The organism is Bartonella sp. ML69XJBT (assembly GCF_028618515.1).
In the GTDB taxonomy this organism is placed as follows: Bacteria; Pseudomonadota; Alphaproteobacteria; order Rhizobiales; family Rhizobiaceae; genus Bartonella.
In genome coordinates this window covers 1-17,859 of the sequence record NZ_JAQITB010000029.1, presented here as the reverse complement: position 1 = coordinate 17,859, position 17,859 = coordinate 1, and the positions used below count along the sequence as shown (strand labels likewise).

The 17,859-nt window shown below is 36.9% G+C and carries 22 protein-coding genes and 1 pseudogene; 17 read left to right on the top strand and 6 right to left on the bottom strand.

Annotation, left to right across the window (positions count from 1 at the left end):
• Window positions 1-875: 875 nt before the first annotated feature.
• The 4 genes from PVV68_RS07860 to purE all read right to left on the bottom strand — a co-directional run bounded on the left by PVV68_RS07860 (window position 876) and on the right by purE (window position 4,046).
• A complete protein-coding gene (locus tag PVV68_RS07860) occupies window positions 876-1,199 on the bottom strand; it encodes a helix-turn-helix domain-containing protein (protein ID WP_273721597.1) in 324 nt (107 codons plus the stop codon).
• 1 nt (window position 1,200) lies between these two features.
• Window positions 1,201-1,464, bottom strand: a complete 264-nt coding sequence (locus PVV68_RS07855) for a type II toxin-antitoxin system RelE/ParE family toxin (RefSeq protein WP_273721619.1) — start codon at window positions 1,462-1,464, stop codon at window positions 1,201-1,203.
• 436 nt (window positions 1,465-1,900) lie between these two features.
• Window positions 1,901-2,983 carry a 5-(carboxyamino)imidazole ribonucleotide synthase gene (locus tag PVV68_RS07850; RefSeq protein WP_273782862.1) on the bottom strand — a complete coding sequence of 361 codons (1,083 nt, stop codon included), beginning with the start codon at window positions 2,981-2,983 and terminating at the stop codon, window positions 1,901-1,903.
• A gap of 565 nt (window positions 2,984-3,548) precedes the next feature.
• On the bottom strand, window positions 3,549-4,046 hold the full coding sequence (gene purE / locus PVV68_RS07845) for a 5-(carboxyamino)imidazole ribonucleotide mutase (protein ID WP_273721543.1): 498 nt from the start codon (window positions 4,044-4,046) through the stop codon (window positions 3,549-3,551).
• A gap of 375 nt (window positions 4,047-4,421) precedes the next feature.
• Between purE and PVV68_RS07840 the strand changes: the two genes are divergently transcribed.
• The 17 genes and pseudogenes from PVV68_RS07840 (at window position 4,422) to PVV68_RS07760 (ending at window position 16,020) form a co-directional block, all read left to right on the top strand.
• Window positions 4,422-4,553, top strand: coding sequence for a ParA family protein (locus PVV68_RS07840; protein WP_273721545.1), 132 nt, complete (start codon window positions 4,422-4,424; stop codon window positions 4,551-4,553).
• The gene (locus PVV68_RS07835) at window positions 4,553-4,774 is read left to right on the top strand and encodes a hypothetical protein (RefSeq protein WP_273721546.1); all 222 of its coding nucleotides are present in this window, start codon (window positions 4,553-4,555) and stop codon (window positions 4,772-4,774) included. The genes PVV68_RS07840 and PVV68_RS07835 overlap by 1 nt, the downstream gene beginning before the upstream one ends.
• 369 nt (window positions 4,775-5,143) lie before the next feature.
• On the top strand, window positions 5,144-5,449 hold the full coding sequence (locus tag PVV68_RS07830; protein ID WP_273782861.1) for a helix-turn-helix domain-containing protein: 306 nt from the start codon (window positions 5,144-5,146) through the stop codon (window positions 5,447-5,449).
• 16 nt (window positions 5,450-5,465) lie between these two features.
• Complete coding sequence (locus tag PVV68_RS07825) at window positions 5,466-5,852, top strand: helix-turn-helix domain-containing protein (RefSeq protein WP_273782859.1); 387 nt, start codon at window positions 5,466-5,468, stop codon at window positions 5,850-5,852.
• Complete coding sequence (gene repC / locus PVV68_RS07820; RefSeq protein WP_273721550.1) at window positions 5,798-6,499, top strand: replication initiation protein RepC; 702 nt, start codon at window positions 5,798-5,800, stop codon at window positions 6,497-6,499. The genes PVV68_RS07825 and repC overlap by 55 nt, the downstream gene beginning before the upstream one ends.
• Window positions 6,500-6,761: 262 nt before the next feature.
• The gene (locus PVV68_RS07815) at window positions 6,762-7,013 is read left to right on the top strand and encodes an AbrB/MazE/SpoVT family DNA-binding domain-containing protein (RefSeq protein ID WP_273721551.1); all 252 of its coding nucleotides are present in this window, start codon (window positions 6,762-6,764) and stop codon (window positions 7,011-7,013) included.
• Window positions 7,010-7,408, top strand: a complete 399-nt coding sequence (locus PVV68_RS07810) for a type II toxin-antitoxin system VapC family toxin (protein ID WP_273721554.1) — start codon at window positions 7,010-7,012, stop codon at window positions 7,406-7,408. The genes PVV68_RS07815 and PVV68_RS07810 overlap by 4 nt, the downstream gene beginning before the upstream one ends.
• A gap of 255 nt (window positions 7,409-7,663) precedes the next feature.
• On the top strand, window positions 7,664-8,710 hold the full coding sequence (locus PVV68_RS07805; protein WP_273721556.1) for a Fic family protein: 1,047 nt from the start codon (window positions 7,664-7,666) through the stop codon (window positions 8,708-8,710).
• A gap of 333 nt (window positions 8,711-9,043) precedes the next feature.
• Complete coding sequence (locus PVV68_RS07800) at window positions 9,044-9,175, top strand: type II toxin-antitoxin system RelE/ParE family toxin (RefSeq protein WP_342753051.1); 132 nt, start codon at window positions 9,044-9,046, stop codon at window positions 9,173-9,175.
• Between the two features lie 13 nt (window positions 9,176-9,188).
• Entirely contained in the window at window positions 9,189-9,476 is a 288-nt protein-coding gene (locus tag PVV68_RS07795; protein WP_273721558.1) for a HigA family addiction module antitoxin, read from the top strand.
• 47 nt (window positions 9,477-9,523) lie between these two features.
• Window positions 9,524-9,829, top strand: coding sequence for a hypothetical protein (locus PVV68_RS07790; protein WP_273721561.1), 306 nt, complete (start codon window positions 9,524-9,526; stop codon window positions 9,827-9,829).
• A gap of 46 nt (window positions 9,830-9,875) precedes the next feature.
• A complete protein-coding gene (locus tag PVV68_RS07785) occupies window positions 9,876-10,187 on the top strand; it encodes a hypothetical protein (RefSeq protein ID WP_273782857.1) in 312 nt (103 codons plus the stop codon).
• A gap of 128 nt (window positions 10,188-10,315) precedes the next feature.
• Window positions 10,316-10,510 carry a hypothetical protein gene (locus PVV68_RS07780; protein WP_273757056.1) on the top strand — a complete coding sequence of 65 codons (195 nt, stop codon included), beginning with the start codon at window positions 10,316-10,318 and terminating at the stop codon, window positions 10,508-10,510.
• Between the two features lie 571 nt (window positions 10,511-11,081).
• A pseudogene (locus PVV68_RS07775) lies at window positions 11,082-11,585 on the top strand (virulence-associated protein E); the annotation flags it as partial.
• Between the two features lie 928 nt (window positions 11,586-12,513).
• Complete coding sequence (locus PVV68_RS07770) at window positions 12,514-13,746, top strand: MFS transporter (RefSeq protein WP_273721567.1); 1,233 nt, start codon at window positions 12,514-12,516, stop codon at window positions 13,744-13,746.
• Window positions 13,747-15,275: 1,529 nt separating this feature from the next.
• Entirely contained in the window at window positions 15,276-15,428 is a 153-nt protein-coding gene (locus tag PVV68_RS07765) for a DUF5993 family protein (protein ID WP_273721568.1), read from the top strand.
• 10 nt (window positions 15,429-15,438) lie between these two features.
• Window positions 15,439-16,020, top strand: a complete 582-nt coding sequence (locus tag PVV68_RS07760) for a disulfide bond formation protein B (protein WP_273721570.1) — start codon at window positions 15,439-15,441, stop codon at window positions 16,018-16,020.
• 1,009 nt (window positions 16,021-17,029) lie between these two features.
• Here PVV68_RS07760 and PVV68_RS07755 read toward each other — a convergent pair.
• Window positions 17,030-17,218 carry a hypothetical protein gene (locus tag PVV68_RS07755; RefSeq protein WP_273782856.1) on the bottom strand — a complete coding sequence of 63 codons (189 nt, stop codon included), beginning with the start codon at window positions 17,216-17,218 and terminating at the stop codon, window positions 17,030-17,032.
• Between the two features lie 424 nt (window positions 17,219-17,642).
• Window positions 17,643-17,859, bottom strand: a 217-nt coding sequence (locus tag PVV68_RS07750; RefSeq protein ID WP_273721574.1) for a hypothetical protein, incomplete at its 5' end; no start/stop codon positions are given.

Genomic DNA, 17,859 nt, shown 5'->3' with positions numbered 1-17,859 from the left:
CTGCGTATGTGCGTTTGGAGAAGTTTGCGGTTTTGCGAGAGGGCTCTTCTCAGATGATGTGATGGGGATAAGGGAATATGAAGTGTTGGGGTGCATTGCTGCTTTTTACGGTTTTATATAAATGTTGAAAAGCGTAAAAATATATATCTGTAAAACAGTAAAGAATTTATAGATTATGCCGCTTTTGTAAGCGCTCAGAGTGCAGGGTTGATAAATCCGTAAGAGTGAGTTGTTGCGTGGGGGCTTTGCGGAAAAGATTTACGGATTTGTAGATTTACGATTTTGCAGATTTATGAGGCATCAAATCATGTGTGGAAGAATGAAGAGGGAGTATGCGTAGGATGTTTTTGCGTGGGGTGAAATTTGCTCTTTGATTGCAGGGCGTTGGCGGAGATGTATGCTCGTACAGAGTTGCTATGCCTGCGTATGTGCGTTTGGAGAAGTTTGCGGTTTTGCGAGAGGGCTCTTCTCAGATGATGAGAGGGAGTATGAGAGCGGTTTTTGCAGTCTTTTGTTAAGATTTTGTGGCTGGTTCCGTTAATTGAATGATGTGTCCCATTTTGCGTTGTAGTTGAACAGAGCTGCTACCATGTTTGGTGCTTACCGAGAGTGTTGTTGTGGCTTTTATTCCAAAGTGTTGGCGAAGTTTTGGAAGCTGGTGGCTGCGCTTAAGAAAAATGTTATTATGCATATGGGCGCAGTGGGGAGAGGTATTATGCCTAAAAATAAAGAAAAATCAAAATGTTATTTTAACTAACTTTTTTCAATCCATCTTTTAATCCATACCTTTGTATGTGATTCAAGATATTTTTGACCATTTTTGATAAAAGATTGGCACGTATAACTAGAGCATAAAAAGAAAATCATAAAGAGATTTAAGAAGAAAAAATAACTTCAAATTGTCCTTCAATCGTTTTAACTTTTTCTGAACTCACAACAATCTTAATATCATTTCCCAATTTTGCCAAACACTCAAGCATTTTCATTTCACTAATCCCTCGAAGCTCTCCACTTAAAAGTTTAGACAACTTAGGTTGTGTCATTTTTAAAAGTTGACTAGCTTGCTTTTGTGTTAAGTTTTTTTCTTTAAGAATTTGACTGATCTTATGAGCAAGTTGCGCTTTGATAAGCATCTCTCTGGAATCTGAAAAGCCAAGATCCACATAAACATTGGAACTACCGTGAAAAACATTGATCATTTTAATTCCCTTCTAATTTTTTTGTTAACTTGAGACATTCTTTAATCAAGTTGATATCTGGTTTTGATGTTGCAATGCCATGGGTCGATTTTTTTTGAAAACAATGCAACACATAAAGAGATTTTTTATATTGTACCGTATAAACAGCGCGATAAGTTCTTTGAATATCCCGTTCGATAATTTCTAAAACAGATCCCAATTCCTTGAGAACCTTAACATTTTCTCCTTTGTCTCCTATCTGAGCAAGATAAAGAACATAACCAATCTTTTTTGCGTGGGGTAAAATTTGCTCTTTGATTGCAGAGCGTTGGCGGAGATGTATGCTCGTACAGAGTTGCTATGTCTGCGTATGTGCGTTTGGAGAAGTTTGCGGTTTTGCGAGAGGGCTCTTCTCAGATGATGTGATGGGGATAAGGGAATATGAAGTGTTGGGGTGCATTGCTGCTTTTTACGGTTTTATATAAATGTTGAAAAGCGTAAAAATATATATCTGTAAAACAGTAAAGAATTTATAGATTATGCCGCTTTTGTAAGCGCTCAGAGTGCAGGGTTGATAAATCCGTAAGAGTGAGTTGTTGCGTGGGGGCTTTGCGGAAAAGATTTACGGATTTGTAGATTTACGATTTTGCAGATTTATGAGGCATCAAATCATGTGTGGAAGAATGAAGAGGGAGTATGAGAGCGGTTTTTGCAGTCTTTTGTTAAGATTTTGTGGCTGGTCCCGTTAATTGAATGATGTGTCCCATTTTGCGAAGTGGTTGAACGGAACTTTTGCCATATAAATGGACCGATGTATGCTCTTGTTGGAGAAAATATTTGAATTCGCTCAGATTATTGCCAAGAAGGTTGATCATTTGGCAATTGCTGTGGCGGTGCGTGCTCCCTAAAGGAAGACCGCAAATGGCACGGATATGCTGTTCAAATTGCGACGTTACGCATGCCTTCTGCGTCCAATGACCAGAATTATGAACACGAGGGGCCAATTCATTCACTAAAAGACGCCCATCTATGAGAACAAAAAATTCAATGCAAAGAACGCCAACATAATTTAAGGCTTCCATCACTCTCACACTGATTTCTTGTGCTGTCTGTTGCACCTCAAGCGGAACATGCGAGGGCACAAAGGATTTATGGAGAATGCCGTTTTTGTGCTGATTTTCAGGGCAATCATAAAAAATATGTTCTCCTTGTTTGCAGCGCGCTGAGAGTACTGAAATTTCCGATAAAAAAGGAACAATTTCTTCTAAAATTAAGGGTTGTTCTCGAAAAGTCGTGAAAGCTTCTTCAAGGGCTTGCTCATGGGGATGATCGAGCATGATCTGGTTTTTGCCATCATAACCAAAACGACGTGTCTTCAAAAGACCACGCTCACCTAATGCTGAGAGGCTTGAAAGCAGAGAAGGATAATCATCAACAGTATACCACAATGCTGTGCTAATGCCTTGATCACGCAAAAATTGCTTCTCAAAAAGCCGATCTTGCGTAATCTCCAATGCTTTGGAGGAGGGATAAACATTCTTAGCTTGCTCTACATATTGAACCGTTGAAAGCGAAAGATTCTCAAACTCATAGGTCACAACATCACACAGAGAAATAAAATGATCTAGTGCCGATTTATCATCATAAGAGGCAACAATATGCTCGTTTGCTGTTTGCGCCGCTGGACAATTCGCTTCAGGGCAAAAAACCACCGTGCGAAATCCTAATTCTGCTGCCGCTATGGCAAGCATGCGCGCCAACTGGCCACCGCCTATTAAACCAATTGTGCTTCCAGAAGGTAACATGGCAAATGGATCTCTAGGAAATGCACTGAGGGCGGTAGGCATGCAGGCTGTGTTGGTGGGGGTGCCAGTTGTGGTGGGCGTGTTGAGTGTGGCGGTTGTAGAGACTGTGTTGGGTATGGAGGCTGTGTTGGCTGCGGAGGTGTTGGTTGTGAGCGGTGTGTTGGGCATATGAAGGGGTGAGGATATGCTGAGTGTAGAGACTGTGTTGGGTATGGAGGCTGTGTTGGCTGCGGAGGTGTTGGTTGTGAGCGGTGTGTTGGGCATATGAAGGGGTGAGGATATGCTGAGTGTAGAGACTGTGTTGGCTGCGGGGGTGCTGGCTGGGGAGGTGTTGGTTGTGAGCGGTGTGTTGGGCATATGAGGGGGTGAGGATATGCTGAGTGTAGAGACTGTGTTGGGTGCGGAGGTGCTGGCTGGGGAGGTGTTGGTTGTGAGAGATGTGTTGGGCATATGAAAGGGTGAGGATATGCTGAGTGTAGAGACTGTGTTGGGTATGGAGGCTGTGTTGGCTGCGGAGGTGTTGGCTGCAGAGAGTGTGAGGGATGCGTGGGAAAGTTCGGTCATTTCAAACCTCAGTTACCGGAGTTTGTGCAACACTTTCTGTTTGTTTTTGGCGCCAATCTTCTAGCCGTTGTGCGAGGGTATCATCGTAAATTGCTAGAACTGCGGCTGCTAAAAGTGCCGCATTAATCGCACCTGCTTTGCCAATGGCTAATGTGCCAACCGGTATGCCTGCTGGCATTTGCACAATGGAAAGAAGGGAATCTTGACCAGATAAAGAATGTGAGTGTACAGGAACGCCAAAAACAGGAAGAGGGGTGAGGGCTGCGAGCATTCCTGGAAGATGGGCTGCTCCTCCCGCACCGGCAATCAATACTTTAAAACCTGCTGCTTTTGCCCCTTTGGCAAATTGATAAAGCCGTTCAGGGGTTCGATGTGCCGAAACAATATGGGAACTATGAGAAATACCAAGGCATGTTAAAATATCTGCACTATGGCACATGGTTTGCCAATCCGATTGGCTGCCCATTAAAATCGCTACATCACATGATTTTTGACTCATTTTACATCCTTCACAAGTGGTTAAGGCGATTCTTTCCCTTTATCCTTGTAAGAGTTTTACCTGCTCTTTGCAAAGTTAATTGATGATAGAGTAACAGTTTTTCAAGAAAAATTGAGCGAAGAATACAGATTGTATAGGAAATCTCTTTCCGTATCTTCCGCATGAATTTTGTATGTTTTATAAACATATTGTGCGTGATTGTTATGTGATTCATATATAGCTTATATAAATGATATATATGAATTATATATTATGCATATCTTAAATAAGAATTTTGCGTATATTTCATGTGTTTAATGCATGTTAACCATATGTTAGCTATATGTTACATATATGAATGTAGCATATGTAGAAAGTAAGCAAGGATTTTAAGGAATGCCAACAATTGTATTTTATTCTACAAAAGGTGGTGTTGGAAAATCAACATTTGGATGTACTCTGTATCAATTAGATAAAGGAGATGTATCAAATGATAAATCTGCTATAGAAACTGAAGGAGTGATGTGATGGCAAAAGAGCATGTTTTAGCTCGATCGAGTTGTATTGATGGTCGATTTAAGCGCCGTAGTGTGAAAACAAGTCGTATAACTATGACAGTTCGTCCAGATGTTGATGAAAAATTTCGTGCTCTTGCTGAGGAATTAACACCAGAAGGGGAAGATCTTTTAACTTTTGGGGATGTTTTACGGTTTTTAATAGATTTTTATTATGACAATAAGAAAAATTAATAAAAGTAATGTGATTTCACTCCAGATGAAAAATTCACAAAACTTTTTTATGTTTTTAAATTCAAACACTTTAGAGATGGTTAGATAGTTTTAACCATAGTGAAAATCTTTTTCTTTTAATATACCTTTTGTGTTCACAAGCTTTTTTGAAGCATGATTCTTTTAAATAAAGGGAAAGTAATGGCAAAAAGATAAAAACCCAACTGCGTTAACAGAAGGGTTTTTGAAAAGTTATCTTACGATAAATTAAATTAAAAAATAAACGTAATCCCAATTTAATTTATCGTGATGCATTCTGCAAGAGAAATTTTGTAGAAACGAGATATTTTTTTCATTTTTTTGCCTCTAATAGAGAGGTTAAAAACGGTTATGGTTAATAAAATCTCCGGAAGAAAGTTAAGTGCGCATCATATAGAATTTAGAAAATTAGCAGAAAATGCTGAAATGGGTTCTGTAAGTCGGGGACAATTAATTGGATTGGCTAAAAAATTAGAGAGGGCTGGTTTTATACGAGAGACAGAAGCTAAACTTCTCTTGGCTTTATTGAATACAGCTTCGACATCTTCATTTGAAAAAGGTGGCGTTCCTATCGTTTTTAAAAGCAATTACTGTCTTGGTAAAGAAATTTGCCGTAGTGAATCACGCGTTAGTATATTGCTTTTCACGTCTTTATGATTGCGGGCTTGTTGTTATGCGGGATTCTGGTAACTTTAAACGCTATTCAGTGCGAAGCCGTGATCATGGAATTATAGCAGCTTGCGGTATTGATTTACGTATTCTGGTTGCTCGCTACCATGAACTTAAACAGAAAACTGATGAAATCATAGAGGCTCAAAACAAACAAAAGGACGCTTTGCATTGTTTTCAAGGGTTGGTGCGGCAAATTAAAGCCTCTTTTGCATCAATTGAAGCTACACCATTTACATCAGTGCTTCTTTCTCGAATGCAAAAAATTGTTCAGATTGTTGGTCGTCCGGCTAAAGCTTCTTATGAAAAATTGCACAAAGCGATAAGTCTTTTTCAGTGGATTTTAGAGAGATTTTTAAAGCAAAAATCACAAAAAACGAAATACACATAGAATATACAACCCTTAAACATATTTGTAATTGTAACAAAAAGGAGTGTTCAGATTTTTCTGAACACACTCAAATTAACGACATGACCTACGGTCATGAAAAAATAGCTTATGAAAAAACAGAGAAAGGCAAAACTGAAACCACTTTACCTCCAAAAAAGAATAAATCGCTTCAAATTAAACCAAAATTTTTAAAGGAAGCGCTGCCTAATACTGCAATGTTCCTCGAAAATGGTTTGCAATCTGAAAGGGATTTAATTGGTTCTATGGAATTTTTAGCCAAAATGAAGGGGATTTCTTCTCAGGCAATCGAAGAGGCTAAAAAAACTATGGGGCTTCAAAAAGCGGCTCTGGCTATTGCTATCATCTTCGAAAAACATTGTAAAAACCTCGTAAAATCATCTGGAGGATATCTTCGTGGTATGATTGCCAAAGAAAATCGTGGGGAATTATATCTCGAACGTTCTTTGCATGCTTTGCAGAATGAAGCTTTTGAGGAAAAACTGAATAGTTGGCGCATGCAAAACACCGAACAAAGCACCCAATTAGACGAAAATAATCAGAAAAATGCTTTGTTTAAATCCCAATTGAATGAAGTGCTGAAAAAATTAGAAATACCAAAACATTCAGTCAAATTTTATAATACTTAAGCTAAAAAATGCGTTGGTGTTCTATACAAGCAACATAAAGTGTTTGAAGCTTTCTACAAAGCCGGTGTTATCAAAGGAATTAGAGCTACGGTGCTCGTTGTGCAAACAAATGACAATTTATCAAAAGCTTTAAAATATAACAAACCTAAGATATATCTGCTTTCTGTGCGTTTATATTTGTATTTCTTGTGAGAAGTAATTGAAATTTACATTACTTTTTATATATATTCAATCATGATATTTATAACAAGAGGATTTTTCTATGCCTTCATTAACTGTTACAGAAAAAGGACAAATTACGCTGAAGCGCGATTTACTACAGCATCTTGGGGTTAAAGCTGGTGAGAAGATTGACGTTGATAAGTTACCAAGTGGTCAACTTCGTATAAAGGCATCGCAACCTACAAGCACTATTGAGAGCTTTATTGGACGATTTGCTGGAAAACTAAAAAAATCACTGACTATTGAAGAAATGAACGAAATTGCTGCTTCTCATTGGGCGGGGGAAAAATGAAGATTGCTGTAGATACAAATGTTCTCGTTCGTGCTGTGTTACAAGACGATAAAAAGCAGGGGGAGGCGGCAAGCAAGATTTTAAGAGAAGCTTCACTCATAGCTATTTCTTTACCTTGTCTTTGTGAACTTGTTTGGATACTTCGTCGCGGGGCAAAATTATCAAAAGAAGATATTGCCGAAATGTTAAGAGATTTGCTTGTAACCAGTAATGTAGTCATGAATCGACCAGCTGTTGAAGCAGGACTTGCTATCTTTGAGGCTGGAGGAGATTTTGCTGATGGTATTATATCCTATGAGGGTAATTTTCTGGGGGGCGATACCTTTGTTTCATTTGATAAGTTAGCAATTGATCTATTAAAGCAAAACGGAAAGTCTACAAAACTCCTTTCTTAATGAATAAGTTATGATTGCAATGATGCCGTTGGCATATCAAATTTATAATACTGAATATAAAAAGCGCGTTGGTGTTCTATATAATCAATATGAAATATACACATGACATAAGAAACACTCACATAAAACATATGCTTAATTTATGAATAACATAAGTTTTCTATATATTGAACATGATACGTAAAAAGTCCTTATTTCCATAAGATCTATAGAAAAATAATTGATAATCCGGTATAATCGGGTATATAATCCGGTATGAAAATAGATACACTCAAAATCACACAAGAATTATTATCCCTTATTTCTGAGATTGATGAGTTCAAAGGTGCGTGGCGCGCTTTTGGAACTCTTGCTCCAGAACGTTTGAATGCTCTGCGCCATATTGCAACTGTTGAAAGTATTGGATCTTCTACGCGTATTGAAGGAAACAAATTAACAGACCGTGAAATTGAAAAGCTTTTATTAAACTTAGAAATTAAAAGTTTTAAGAGCCGCGATGAACAAGAAGTTATTGGTTATGCAAAAGTTATGGAAATAATCTTTCAGTCTTGGAAAGATATACCTATTACAGAAAATCATATTAAACAGCTGCACCGTGATCTTTTATATGAGAGCGACAAAGATGAACGTCATAGAGGAGAATATAAGACATTACGTAATGATGTAGCAGCATTCAATTCTGAAGGCAAAATGGTTGGTATTGTTTTTGAAACAGCAACACCATTTGATACACCATACCGAATGCAAGAACTTATTGATTGGTTTAATAAAACCAATGAATTAAATAATCTTCATCCTTTACTTATGATTGCTATTTTTAATGTCACTTTCTTAGCTATTCACCCTTTCCAAGATGGGAATGGACGCTTAAGCCGTATCTTAACAACCTTGCTTTTGTTACAAAAAGGCTATGTTTATGTACCATATTCATCACTTGAAAGCGTCATTGAGAATAATAAAGAAAGTTACTACCTAGCTTTGAATCAAACGCAAAAGACAATTTATACGAAGACACCTAATTGGGAACCTTGGATACTGTTTTTTTTACGTGCTCTACAAAAACAAAAACGCCAATTAGAAATGAAAATAGAAAGTGAAAAAAATGCTCTTTTGACTTTGTCTGAATTGGCTCTTCATATTCTGGATTATGTGCGTAATCATGGGCGTGTAACAACCCGTGATATGGTGCGTGAATTTGGTGCAAGTCCCAATACACTTAAAGCAACTTTTGCATCATTGGTTGAAAAAGGTCTTTTGATACGTCATGGAGGAGGGCGATCAACTTGGTATAGCTTGTCTTAATTTCTCTCTTTAAGAAAAACGTCAATTTAGATATCAATTTGATATCTTATGGCTTAAAAAAATGTCCAATAAATATACACTTTAAGTATCAGAAAAAATGATCATGAATAAAAATGGTATATTAAATATTGTAGCTTATAAAGTTACACGTTATCTTAAATTATGATTTTGGGATTTACGCATAAAGGGCTTGAAGCATGCTATAAAAGTGGTACTCCAAAGGAATTAGAGCCGATCATGCTCAAAGACTAAGGCGTATTCTCAGTATTCTTGAAGTCGCTATATCAGCAAATGATTTAAATTTTCCGTCCTTTCAATTACATCCTCTAAAGGATAATTTTAAGGGCTCTAAAGGATAATCTTAAGGGATACTGGTCAATTACTGTCAATGGAAATTGTCATCTAATATTCCGCTTTGAAGGTAGAGATGTAGATAGGGTTGATTATCTCGATTATCACGAGTAAGGGACATTCAAAAATGATGAAAAATCCTCCACATCCTGGTGAATTACTGTATGAAGATGTTATTAAAGAACTTGGTTTGTCTGTTAATGAAGCAGCTGAACGACTTGGTATGTCTCGTGTAGCATTTTCTAGAGTTTTAAATGGAAAAGCTGCGATTAGTGCAGATTTAGCTATTAGACTTGAAATGGCTGGTGTAGGTACAGCACGTGCTTGGCTAGCTATGCAAACAAATTATGATTTGTCAAAAGCTTTAAAACGTAAGCAACCTAAGGTATATCCACTTTCTATGAGTTCATGTTAGTATATAGCTTAGTATTTCAATAGACAGATTACAGAAAAGAATTTCCTATGAAAAAGAAATTACCAAAAAGTTATATGACTGATGCTGAACGTGAGGAATTACGAGAAGGTGGATTAGATCAAGACTGTATTTATACTGCTGAATCAGAAGCGGCTGATCGTGCTGGTGATGACAAAGCGGCGTGGGAATGGTTGGCATTGACTGAACCTCCAGCACATACACTTTTGTTTCTTAAAAAGCGGCGTGGGGCACAATTTATTCGTGATATGGGATTTTGTACCAAGAATGCTGATAAAGAATATGGTCCCGAATGGTTAGATAAAGATGTCATCATAGGAGGTTATCATTTCTAAAGAATTTGAGGAATGAAATTGGATCTTATCACAAGAAGATAGCTATGTGCAAAGTCTTGAAAAAGCATTGATGACCAAAAAACTACACAGTGTGCGAAGTGATTTGTGTGGTTGTCTTCATAACATTGGGAAAAGTGGTGATTTATCATCACTTCTTGGTGCGGAACGTAGTCTTGTAGAAAATGATTTGCTAAGATATGCCAATAGTAAGGCTATGATTAGTAGTCTTAAAACAGCACTAACGGAAATAGATGTTATTAAGAAACATGTGGTGCTTGTTGGTAATCCTGCACAATATAAAGTGATCAATGAGGCTTATAGTTTATCAAAAATCGGAAAGGTGATTTGCGCTTTATGATGAAGCAAGACAAGCATTGGCATCTCACTATACACGGTTGGAAAATCTCGACAAGGCGCATTTAATAGAGGTTGAAAAGTCTATTATTGATATACGGCGGGATAATATAAAGATAATGCAAAAGCTCTATGAAAAGATGCAAGCCAAAGCTGTTGGTAGAGATCTCTCATACAAATAAAGGTCATTCCCTTTTAAAAAATCGAATGTATAATCTTATAAAAGAAACAATAGAGTTTGATTTACGGTTTCATCAACAAGTCCAACTTGGAATAGATTCTGCTAATGCGGGTGATGTCGTATCCTTTGAAGAAATATTGATGTAGAAGCAGATAAATGGCGCTCGGAAATACAACGTAAGATAAATAGATAAAATTTGATCAAAAAGACTATGCTTATCGTTGTACAGACTATTTAAAGCGGTGTCATATTTTTATGGGAAAGTAAACTATTTGTAGTTTTGTTTAATCTATTATGAATATCAAAATGTCGTACTTATAGCCTCCAAAATGTATTTTGTGCTAGAAAAGTTTTTTAAGAGCTATTAAAATATGGTTAATAAATAGTAATTCTATTATTTAGGTTGTAAAGGGGATTCAATGACTCACAATTAAATAACTCTCATCTTTACCAGAAGTATCACGCTATTTGGTATAAGCTTTTGAATAGTTTGGCGGCATGTCGGCGATAAGACAGTACAAATAACCAAGCTACTGTTTTCTTATTGCGTTGGTTATAACTGCACATTCATGACGTAATCAAGAAGAAAAAACCAATACAACAATACCCCCCATAAAACCTTTGCCTTATAGGACAGACAAAAGCATTTTTCACATTTTATGCGAATACCGAATTAGCAAAATCTGTTCTGTAATGCAAGTAGCAGGAAGGGATTTTATGCATTTTAAAAATGCTGCAATAAGCAATGCTTATGCATTGCATACAACAGCTCAAAGCATTACACGTGCCTTGCGTGGGGTTTGGCATGGGCATTATGGAAGTGCCCGTTGTCCAGCCCATGATGATCAATTGCCTAGCTTATCCATTGTCAATGGACATGATGGGCGTCTCTTACTCACTTGTTATGCGGGTTGTTCTTTTAGAGAGATCATACAAGCGCTTAGAAGAATTGGCTTGCTGGGGAAACAAGCCTTTGTTGATAAAGCTTATGATCACACGCTTTCTTTCTCAAAACAGTTTTCTGCTGATCTCAAACGAGTAAAACAGAAAGCAGAAAGCGCAAAAAAGATTTGGCAACAAAGTCAACCAGTCAAAAATACTTTAGCAGAAACCTATTTACGTATGCGGGGTATTACTTGTGAATTGCCTGCTGATTTACGCTTTCACGATAAATGCCATCACCCATTAGGAATGACACTGCCTGCGTTGGGGGCGCTTGTTATTTGCGCCTTTTTATTATTTGATACCATACGCTTAAAGAGCAAGTAGATAAAAAAGAAGATTTCTAAAGTTCTCATATAACAGAGTAAATTAAATATTTTCAAAAAATAGTGAATGTATTTTCAATTAAGTTAAGTGATCCACAAGCGCATTTCAAATACGAATTGAGTCTATACAAAGACTACTTTAAACTGAGCTCATTATTGCCATGAAGCAATACAAACAAAACTAGAAAAATGAGAAATGAAGTTTCTTTGATTGAATGGAGAAAGAGATTGGTTATAAACCCGGCGGGGGAATTATTAATGACCTCTCTCTCCAGGAAAAATATATATACGAGAGATTTTAATTTAGCAATTACTTTTAAAAGCGTGTGAATAAATTAATGTAAAAAGCTTCAGTATAGCCAATGTATTGGATTAGAGATCTATACCGATAGCCTTGGCTTGCATTTTTTGTATAACTTCTGGATTTCTTTCAGATTGTCTTTTCTCATACGAATGATTGACATTTTCAGCAATGTTAGATCTGCTTTATCTAGATTTGTAGATGCGGCGCCATTGCTTTTCGACCTTCATCATAAGGCAATCCGCCTTCACAATGCTTGAGTAGACTATGTCACCTAGTGCTCAAGATGAGAAAAAAGCATTCTATGATCTTTAACAACATCTATTGCAGTTAATATCGTTTTAAGGCTACGGATTATAGCTTGTTCATTGATATATTTGTTCTTCTAAAGGATAAAATTTCTACTAAAACAAAATATTGGTTTAAATTCTTGTATCATGATGCGTATTTCTTTAAAAGTTTTCTCTTAAATTATTGAGAAATTTATGAGAATATACCCTTCCTTTGAAGTTCATATCACCAATTGTATGAAAGATCGTCTCACTTTAACTGTAGAAAAATTTACTACCGGATGGTTGATATGAAGTTATTTTTAAAAAAGAGTCCCTTAGCTCTTTTTTCTTCTCTGTTTATTTCTAAAGTTGGTGATTATGCTTATGAAGTTGTTTTTGTTTTACTTGTCTTAGAATTAACAGATAACTTCTTTTTTACAGGGCTTGTGTATTTTTTTCGCTTTATCCCTTTCCTCTTTTTTGGTCCTATCGGAGGTTGGTTAGCGGATCATTTCTCTTTGAAGAAAAATATGATCTTCAGTGAATTGGTGAGATTATTCGCCTCATTACTCGTTTTGATAACCGCTATAACAGGGACTGCAAATATTATTGTGCTTATTTTTGCCGCAATATGTACAACGATCGGACGAAGTCTTTTTCAGCCAAGTTTTCAAGCTGCTATTCCCAGAATGTTTTCAATCAAGGATCTGACAAAGGCAAATAGTATTGCACAAATTATCAATGAAACGGCATCTGTCATTGGCCCTTTAGTTTGTTCGCTCTTGCTTCTTTTTGCCAATAAATCCGCCGTCCTCGTTTTTGATGTTTTTACCTATTTTATCTCTGTTTTCTTGTTATTGAATCTGATGAATCTCAATACAAGTGAGAATAAGTCATTCAATTTTCTCAAAATTTATCGAGAAACAGCTTCCTATCTTAAATATATTTCTACTGAAAATAAACATTTATTTATTACGCTTGTTGGCTCGTCGTTTGCTATTCTCTTTACTGGTGCTATTTTAAGATTTTTAATTCCAGCTTTTGTGCTTTCTGTGGGTGGAGAGGAAAGCCTTGTGAGTTATATTTTTTCTCTCATGGCTGTTGGAACTATTGTCGGTGGTTTGTTCTATAGTAAAATGATATTCCATATTACTTCGTTGAAGCTTATGGTCTTTTGGCTTCTCTATGGGGGTATTCTGTTTTTTATGCCCTTCGCTGCTCTCCTTTCTTTAAAATTCCTGCTCCTCTTCGCATTTGTGTTAGGATTTATTGGTGCATTTGTGGATATTAGTTTAGTCTCAGCTATTCAATTATACTCTCGTCGTGAAGATTTTGGTAAGAGTTTTGGAACGTTTTCAACTTTAGCAAATTCTGCTGAAGCCCTGTCTGGCTTTATTGCTGGACTTTTTGCCCTCGTGGGATTGTTGAGCTCTTTTTTAGTGATGTCTGCACTCATTATTTCCACTGGAATGGTGGGAGTGATAAAAATTAAGAAAAATAAAGAGATACACCTTTACACGATAGGAGATGACGATCATTGATCTCTTTGTTATCTCTATGTCATTTCTCTTTTCTCAGACGGTTCGTTCTTGATATTTGCAACAAAGCTCTCCCCTCATTGCTTTTTAATGATTTTACATAAAATGGTCTTCATTTGCTAAATTGTACAACGGTTGCTTTGTTTCTAAAAGTAACACGTCATGGGAACTTTTCTCTCTTAAAGTTTAAGAGTCTTGCAATATGGTAAGATTCTTTCATGTCAAATCTTCTCCTATGGTGAGCAAGCAAAATCATGTTCTTGCATGTTAACAGTGGGATTGGCGTGGGGAGAAAAACGATAGAAGGGGGGCAAAAATGCCTGTTATGAACCGTTGTATCAAGGATTGAGCTATAGGAGCAGTGGGCAAAGAGTATGATGGTGCCGGCTTATTCCTTGATAAGATAACAAAGGTGTTGAAATCCGTTGAGTGTATGGGAGAGACACTCAAGTGTTTCACTAAAAATGCAATAGAATTTGTCTGACTTGAGCAAATGTGTTCCTTTGGGATAAGTTCATTTATTTTTCAGAATATAATGGGATGGTTCCTGCAATTGAGCCTTCCTTTTGTGGCGTGATGTTTAAACCTTGGCATTAAAGGAGAAATCTCCTGTTCTGCTTTCACAATAAGATCTGCTGAGCGTGAGATTTGCGTTGGTAAGTGATCTTATAGATGAGAGAAAAGCCTTTTTATTTTGGCTTGCGGTTTATTGCTCTAGAAGCAGAGTTTGAGAACAAGACTTGTCAAAAACTACCACGAGAGTTGGTCGCTAATGGTTGATAGAACAGGGTTGGTGAAGAGGGGAGCTGTTTCTGCTTTCACAATAAGATCTGCTGAGCGTGAGATTTGCGTTGGTAAGTGATCTTATAGATGAGAGAAAAGCCTTTTTATTTTGGTGTGCGGTTTATTGCTCTAGAAGCAGAGTTTGAGAACAAGACTTGTCAAAAACTACCACGAGAGTTGGTCGCTAATGGTTGATAGAACAGGGTTGGTGAAGAGGGGACTAGAAGAGGAATGGCAGAGAGAGGATGGCAGAGAGAGGGCTAGAAGAGGGGTGGTAGAGAGAGGGAGAACATTTAATTGTGGGGTTTTCATCACATCGCATCATTTTTTGTTTGCTAAAGAGAGAATTTAGTCAGAATGCGCAACGAATGTAGTAATTTGAACCATTTTTTATCATAAAAAAGAGATTTTTGTGGCAAAAGTAAGACAAAAGGAAGAGTGTTTTGTTTTGAAAAAAGAGAACTCAAAATCCCGATATTGAGCAAATAAGACTGATACTTTTGCATTTCAAATGAGTCTCTCATCATCAGGGGAATGTGCTCTTTATCTTTCTTGAGAAAGAGATATGCGGAATGAAACGCTTTGTGTTGATATTCACTTTTACTGTCCTATATTCTCCATTATCTCTTCTCTTATCGTTCAAAGACAATAAAAATGAATGATCAATTGTGAATAATGAACCTATGGTCTCTTTTTTGCCCAATTTTATAATATTTTACACATCATAATAAGAAAGGAGACTTTACGCTATGTTTCTTCCATTTTTAATTGCTTTAGGTACAGCAGTAACAACTTTATACGGCAAAAAAAACATAAGTTATGCTTTGTGGGCAGTTTTGTTAGTTGTCATTCTTCTCACTTTTAATCATCACGCAACTTCTACTTTAAATTTGTCTTTTTGAGAGAGTAGCCATGGAACATGTTGAACAAAAAAATCCTCATTTTGTTACATTGATGAATACCTTAGGACTTATCGGATTATCTATTGTCCTATTGGTGGCTTTTTATTATCAGTTGGTAAGATCTGAATTACCTTGTCCCCTTTGTCTGCTCCAGCGCGTTGGTTTGATGCTGGCTGGGTGTGGATTTTTACTCAATATTCACCATAAAGTGAAAAATACACATTATGGTATGGTTATTCTTGGTTGTATGGTAACCAGTATCATCGCTGCAAGACAAGTGTTTTTGCACATCACTCCAGATGATCTTGGATATGGTTCAACATTCTTTGGATTGCACTTTTATACTTGGGCTTTCATTATTGCTGTCCTTTGCATTCTCGCGGTTTCCGTTGTTATGATTTTGGGTGAATTAGCACACAAATTTAAAGAATTCTCTCCTTTTCCAATATTGAGCAAAGTAGCGAGTTTCTTATTTGTCTTCTTGATCGCAGCAAACTTGGTTTCTACCGTGCTTGAGTGCGGAGGTGGACAATGTGCCGATGATCCCGTCAGATATGAGTTGTTGTCAAGTTGGTTTCCCTCCTCATCTTAAAATGTTTTTTCTATAGATTTTCCGGATAAATATCTTAATGGTCAAAAAAGTGACAGCACTAGTTGTCACTTCTTTTTTTGCAAAAACTTGAAAATTGCCTGCAGATTTTTAAGCTTTTTCGTATATTTATAGGCATTTTCTGCTGCAAAAATAGTGTGGAGCGCTTAGTTCTTGTACGCTCAAAATTTAATGCTTATCTCTTATGAAAAACTTTTCTATTAAAATCTTTGTTTTTAAAATGAGAAGCTTTTTTATTCTTGTCTCTTTTAAAATTCTATGTTAGCTGATCCCTCGTTCAATGTTCATGGATGCGTGCAAGCTCTTGTAATGCTTCTAGAGCGTTAGGGTGAAAATTTAGAAAGTTATTTTTTATAATTTTCTGTAAGGGTCTGTTTGTCATGAATGGACCTGTTTTTTTATCTATGTTCTTTGCTGCTCTATTTGGCAATACAATACGCCCTTTTCCACTTTCTTGAATCGATTTATTATAGAGTCTGTCTTTTGCGTGTGAGGCGAAGATTTTCCTGTTGTTTCTAGAGAGAGCGAGAGAGGGGAAAATATTTCTCTTGTCTTTGGATGTCTTGAAAGACGCAAAATAATACAATTTCATATCATCAAATATAAGTCATTTTACCAAATGTGGGCCATTTTAAAATGTGTCGCATGCGGTGATAGGGATTATGCGTGGTGTCTCGCCTCTTTTTCAATTTTTCTGTGTGTTCATCAACAGCCAACCTTCATGCAGTCCACTTTTTTGAGACAAAGATTAAGACTCTTCAATGCTGTTCGAGCAGTTTTAGCTGTTGTATACCAAAGGAGGGTAAGGGTATTACGTATCTCTATGTGTGTAATTTCTGAAACGCGAATACAGCCTCATTTGCGGAGAATATGAAGTTTTAAAGATGAAAACCACTTCCCAGCCTTGCCTTATCTTTTCATTCAGCTTTACGGTTTTCAAATGTCTCTAGAGCAATGTTTTTTTATAATGGAGATTACTTATTGTTTCACGCTATTGTTTCTCTCGTTCTTTAATGGAGGTCATAACCCTCATGTAAAACAGGGCGCTATTGGTTTGCATATTCAAGGGCTTTTTAAAAGAAACTTTTCTTAAGGTACAAAAGCTCATTTCACGGCGCCCATGAAGGGTATAACGATAAAGCCATTGAGCACCACCATCTTTACACTTATGAAAGTGCAAGCCGGCACCATCATACCATTTCTCTCAATGTTGCGAGAGTTTTTGGCATTTGAGAGCGTTTATGAGAGGTATTTTTACTCTTTTCTTGTCCAGTTTTTATCCACACGCCAGCCCCGCTTGTAACATACAAAGACATGATTTTGCTTGATTTACCATGGGAGAGATTTGAAATGAAAAAATCTTACGATATTTGGAGTTGTGGTTCAAGTTGAAAAGGATAATTCTATCATTGTAAATCACTGTTTTGCTGTCTACCAATAAATGAAAGTGCTAAAAATTATGCTCTATGAGGGAAGGGGCATGGGCTTGTATGAATGTTTGAAAAAGAGTGTGTTTTTATGCGTTGGTTCGTGCAAGCAAGGTATAGGGATCTCAAGAAGTAAGAGTTGATAGGTGAGATTTCTTTAAAGAGGGCAATGAAGTTTTAAAATAGCTGTTTAAAACATTCTTGTGTCACGCATTTACACATATCTACCGCTTTCTGTAAATCTTGAAAAACGGAAAAATGTCTATCTGTAAAAGCGTGGACAGGTACTGTATTCCCTGCGTTTGTTGGTGTTGATGTGTGCGGTGGAGAGATAGGGGTATTGGCAAGGCAAAATGGTGGAGAGGCGTTAAGATGAAGCGGCGGGGCGTGTGAG

Coding starts and splice junctions, on each gene's coding strand:
- PVV68_RS07860 (WP_273721597.1), bottom strand. CDS start 1,199: ATGATCAATGTTTTTCACGGTAGTTCCAATGTTTATGTGGATCTTGGC.
- PVV68_RS07850 (WP_273782862.1), bottom strand. CDS start 2,983: ATGTTACCTTCTGGAAGCACAATTGGTTTAATAGGCGGTGGCCAGTTG.
- purE (WP_273721543.1), bottom strand. CDS start 4,046: ATGAGTCAAAAATCATGTGATGTAGCGATTTTAATGGGCAGCCAATCG.
- PVV68_RS07840 (WP_273721545.1), top strand. CDS start 4,422: ATGCCAACAATTGTATTTTATTCTACAAAAGGTGGTGTTGGAAAATCA.
- PVV68_RS07835 (WP_273721546.1), top strand. CDS start 4,553: ATGGCAAAAGAGCATGTTTTAGCTCGATCGAGTTGTATTGATGGTCGA.
- PVV68_RS07830 (WP_273782861.1), top strand. CDS start 5,144: ATGGTTAATAAAATCTCCGGAAGAAAGTTAAGTGCGCATCATATAGAA.
- PVV68_RS07825 (WP_273782859.1), top strand. CDS start 5,466: ATGCGGGATTCTGGTAACTTTAAACGCTATTCAGTGCGAAGCCGTGAT.
- PVV68_RS07815 (WP_273721551.1), top strand. CDS start 6,762: ATGCCTTCATTAACTGTTACAGAAAAAGGACAAATTACGCTGAAGCGC.
- PVV68_RS07810 (WP_273721554.1), top strand. CDS start 7,010: ATGAAGATTGCTGTAGATACAAATGTTCTCGTTCGTGCTGTGTTACAA.
- PVV68_RS07805 (WP_273721556.1), top strand. CDS start 7,664: ATGAAAATAGATACACTCAAAATCACACAAGAATTATTATCCCTTATT.
- PVV68_RS07795 (WP_273721558.1), top strand. CDS start 9,189: ATGATGAAAAATCCTCCACATCCTGGTGAATTACTGTATGAAGATGTT.
- PVV68_RS07790 (WP_273721561.1), top strand. CDS start 9,524: ATGAAAAAGAAATTACCAAAAAGTTATATGACTGATGCTGAACGTGAG.
- PVV68_RS07780 (WP_273757056.1), top strand. CDS start 10,316: ATGAAAAGATGCAAGCCAAAGCTGTTGGTAGAGATCTCTCATACAAAT.
- PVV68_RS07770 (WP_273721567.1), top strand. CDS start 12,514: ATGAAGTTATTTTTAAAAAAGAGTCCCTTAGCTCTTTTTTCTTCTCTG.
- PVV68_RS07765 (WP_273721568.1), top strand. CDS start 15,276: ATGTTTCTTCCATTTTTAATTGCTTTAGGTACAGCAGTAACAACTTTA.
- PVV68_RS07760 (WP_273721570.1), top strand. CDS start 15,439: ATGGAACATGTTGAACAAAAAAATCCTCATTTTGTTACATTGATGAAT.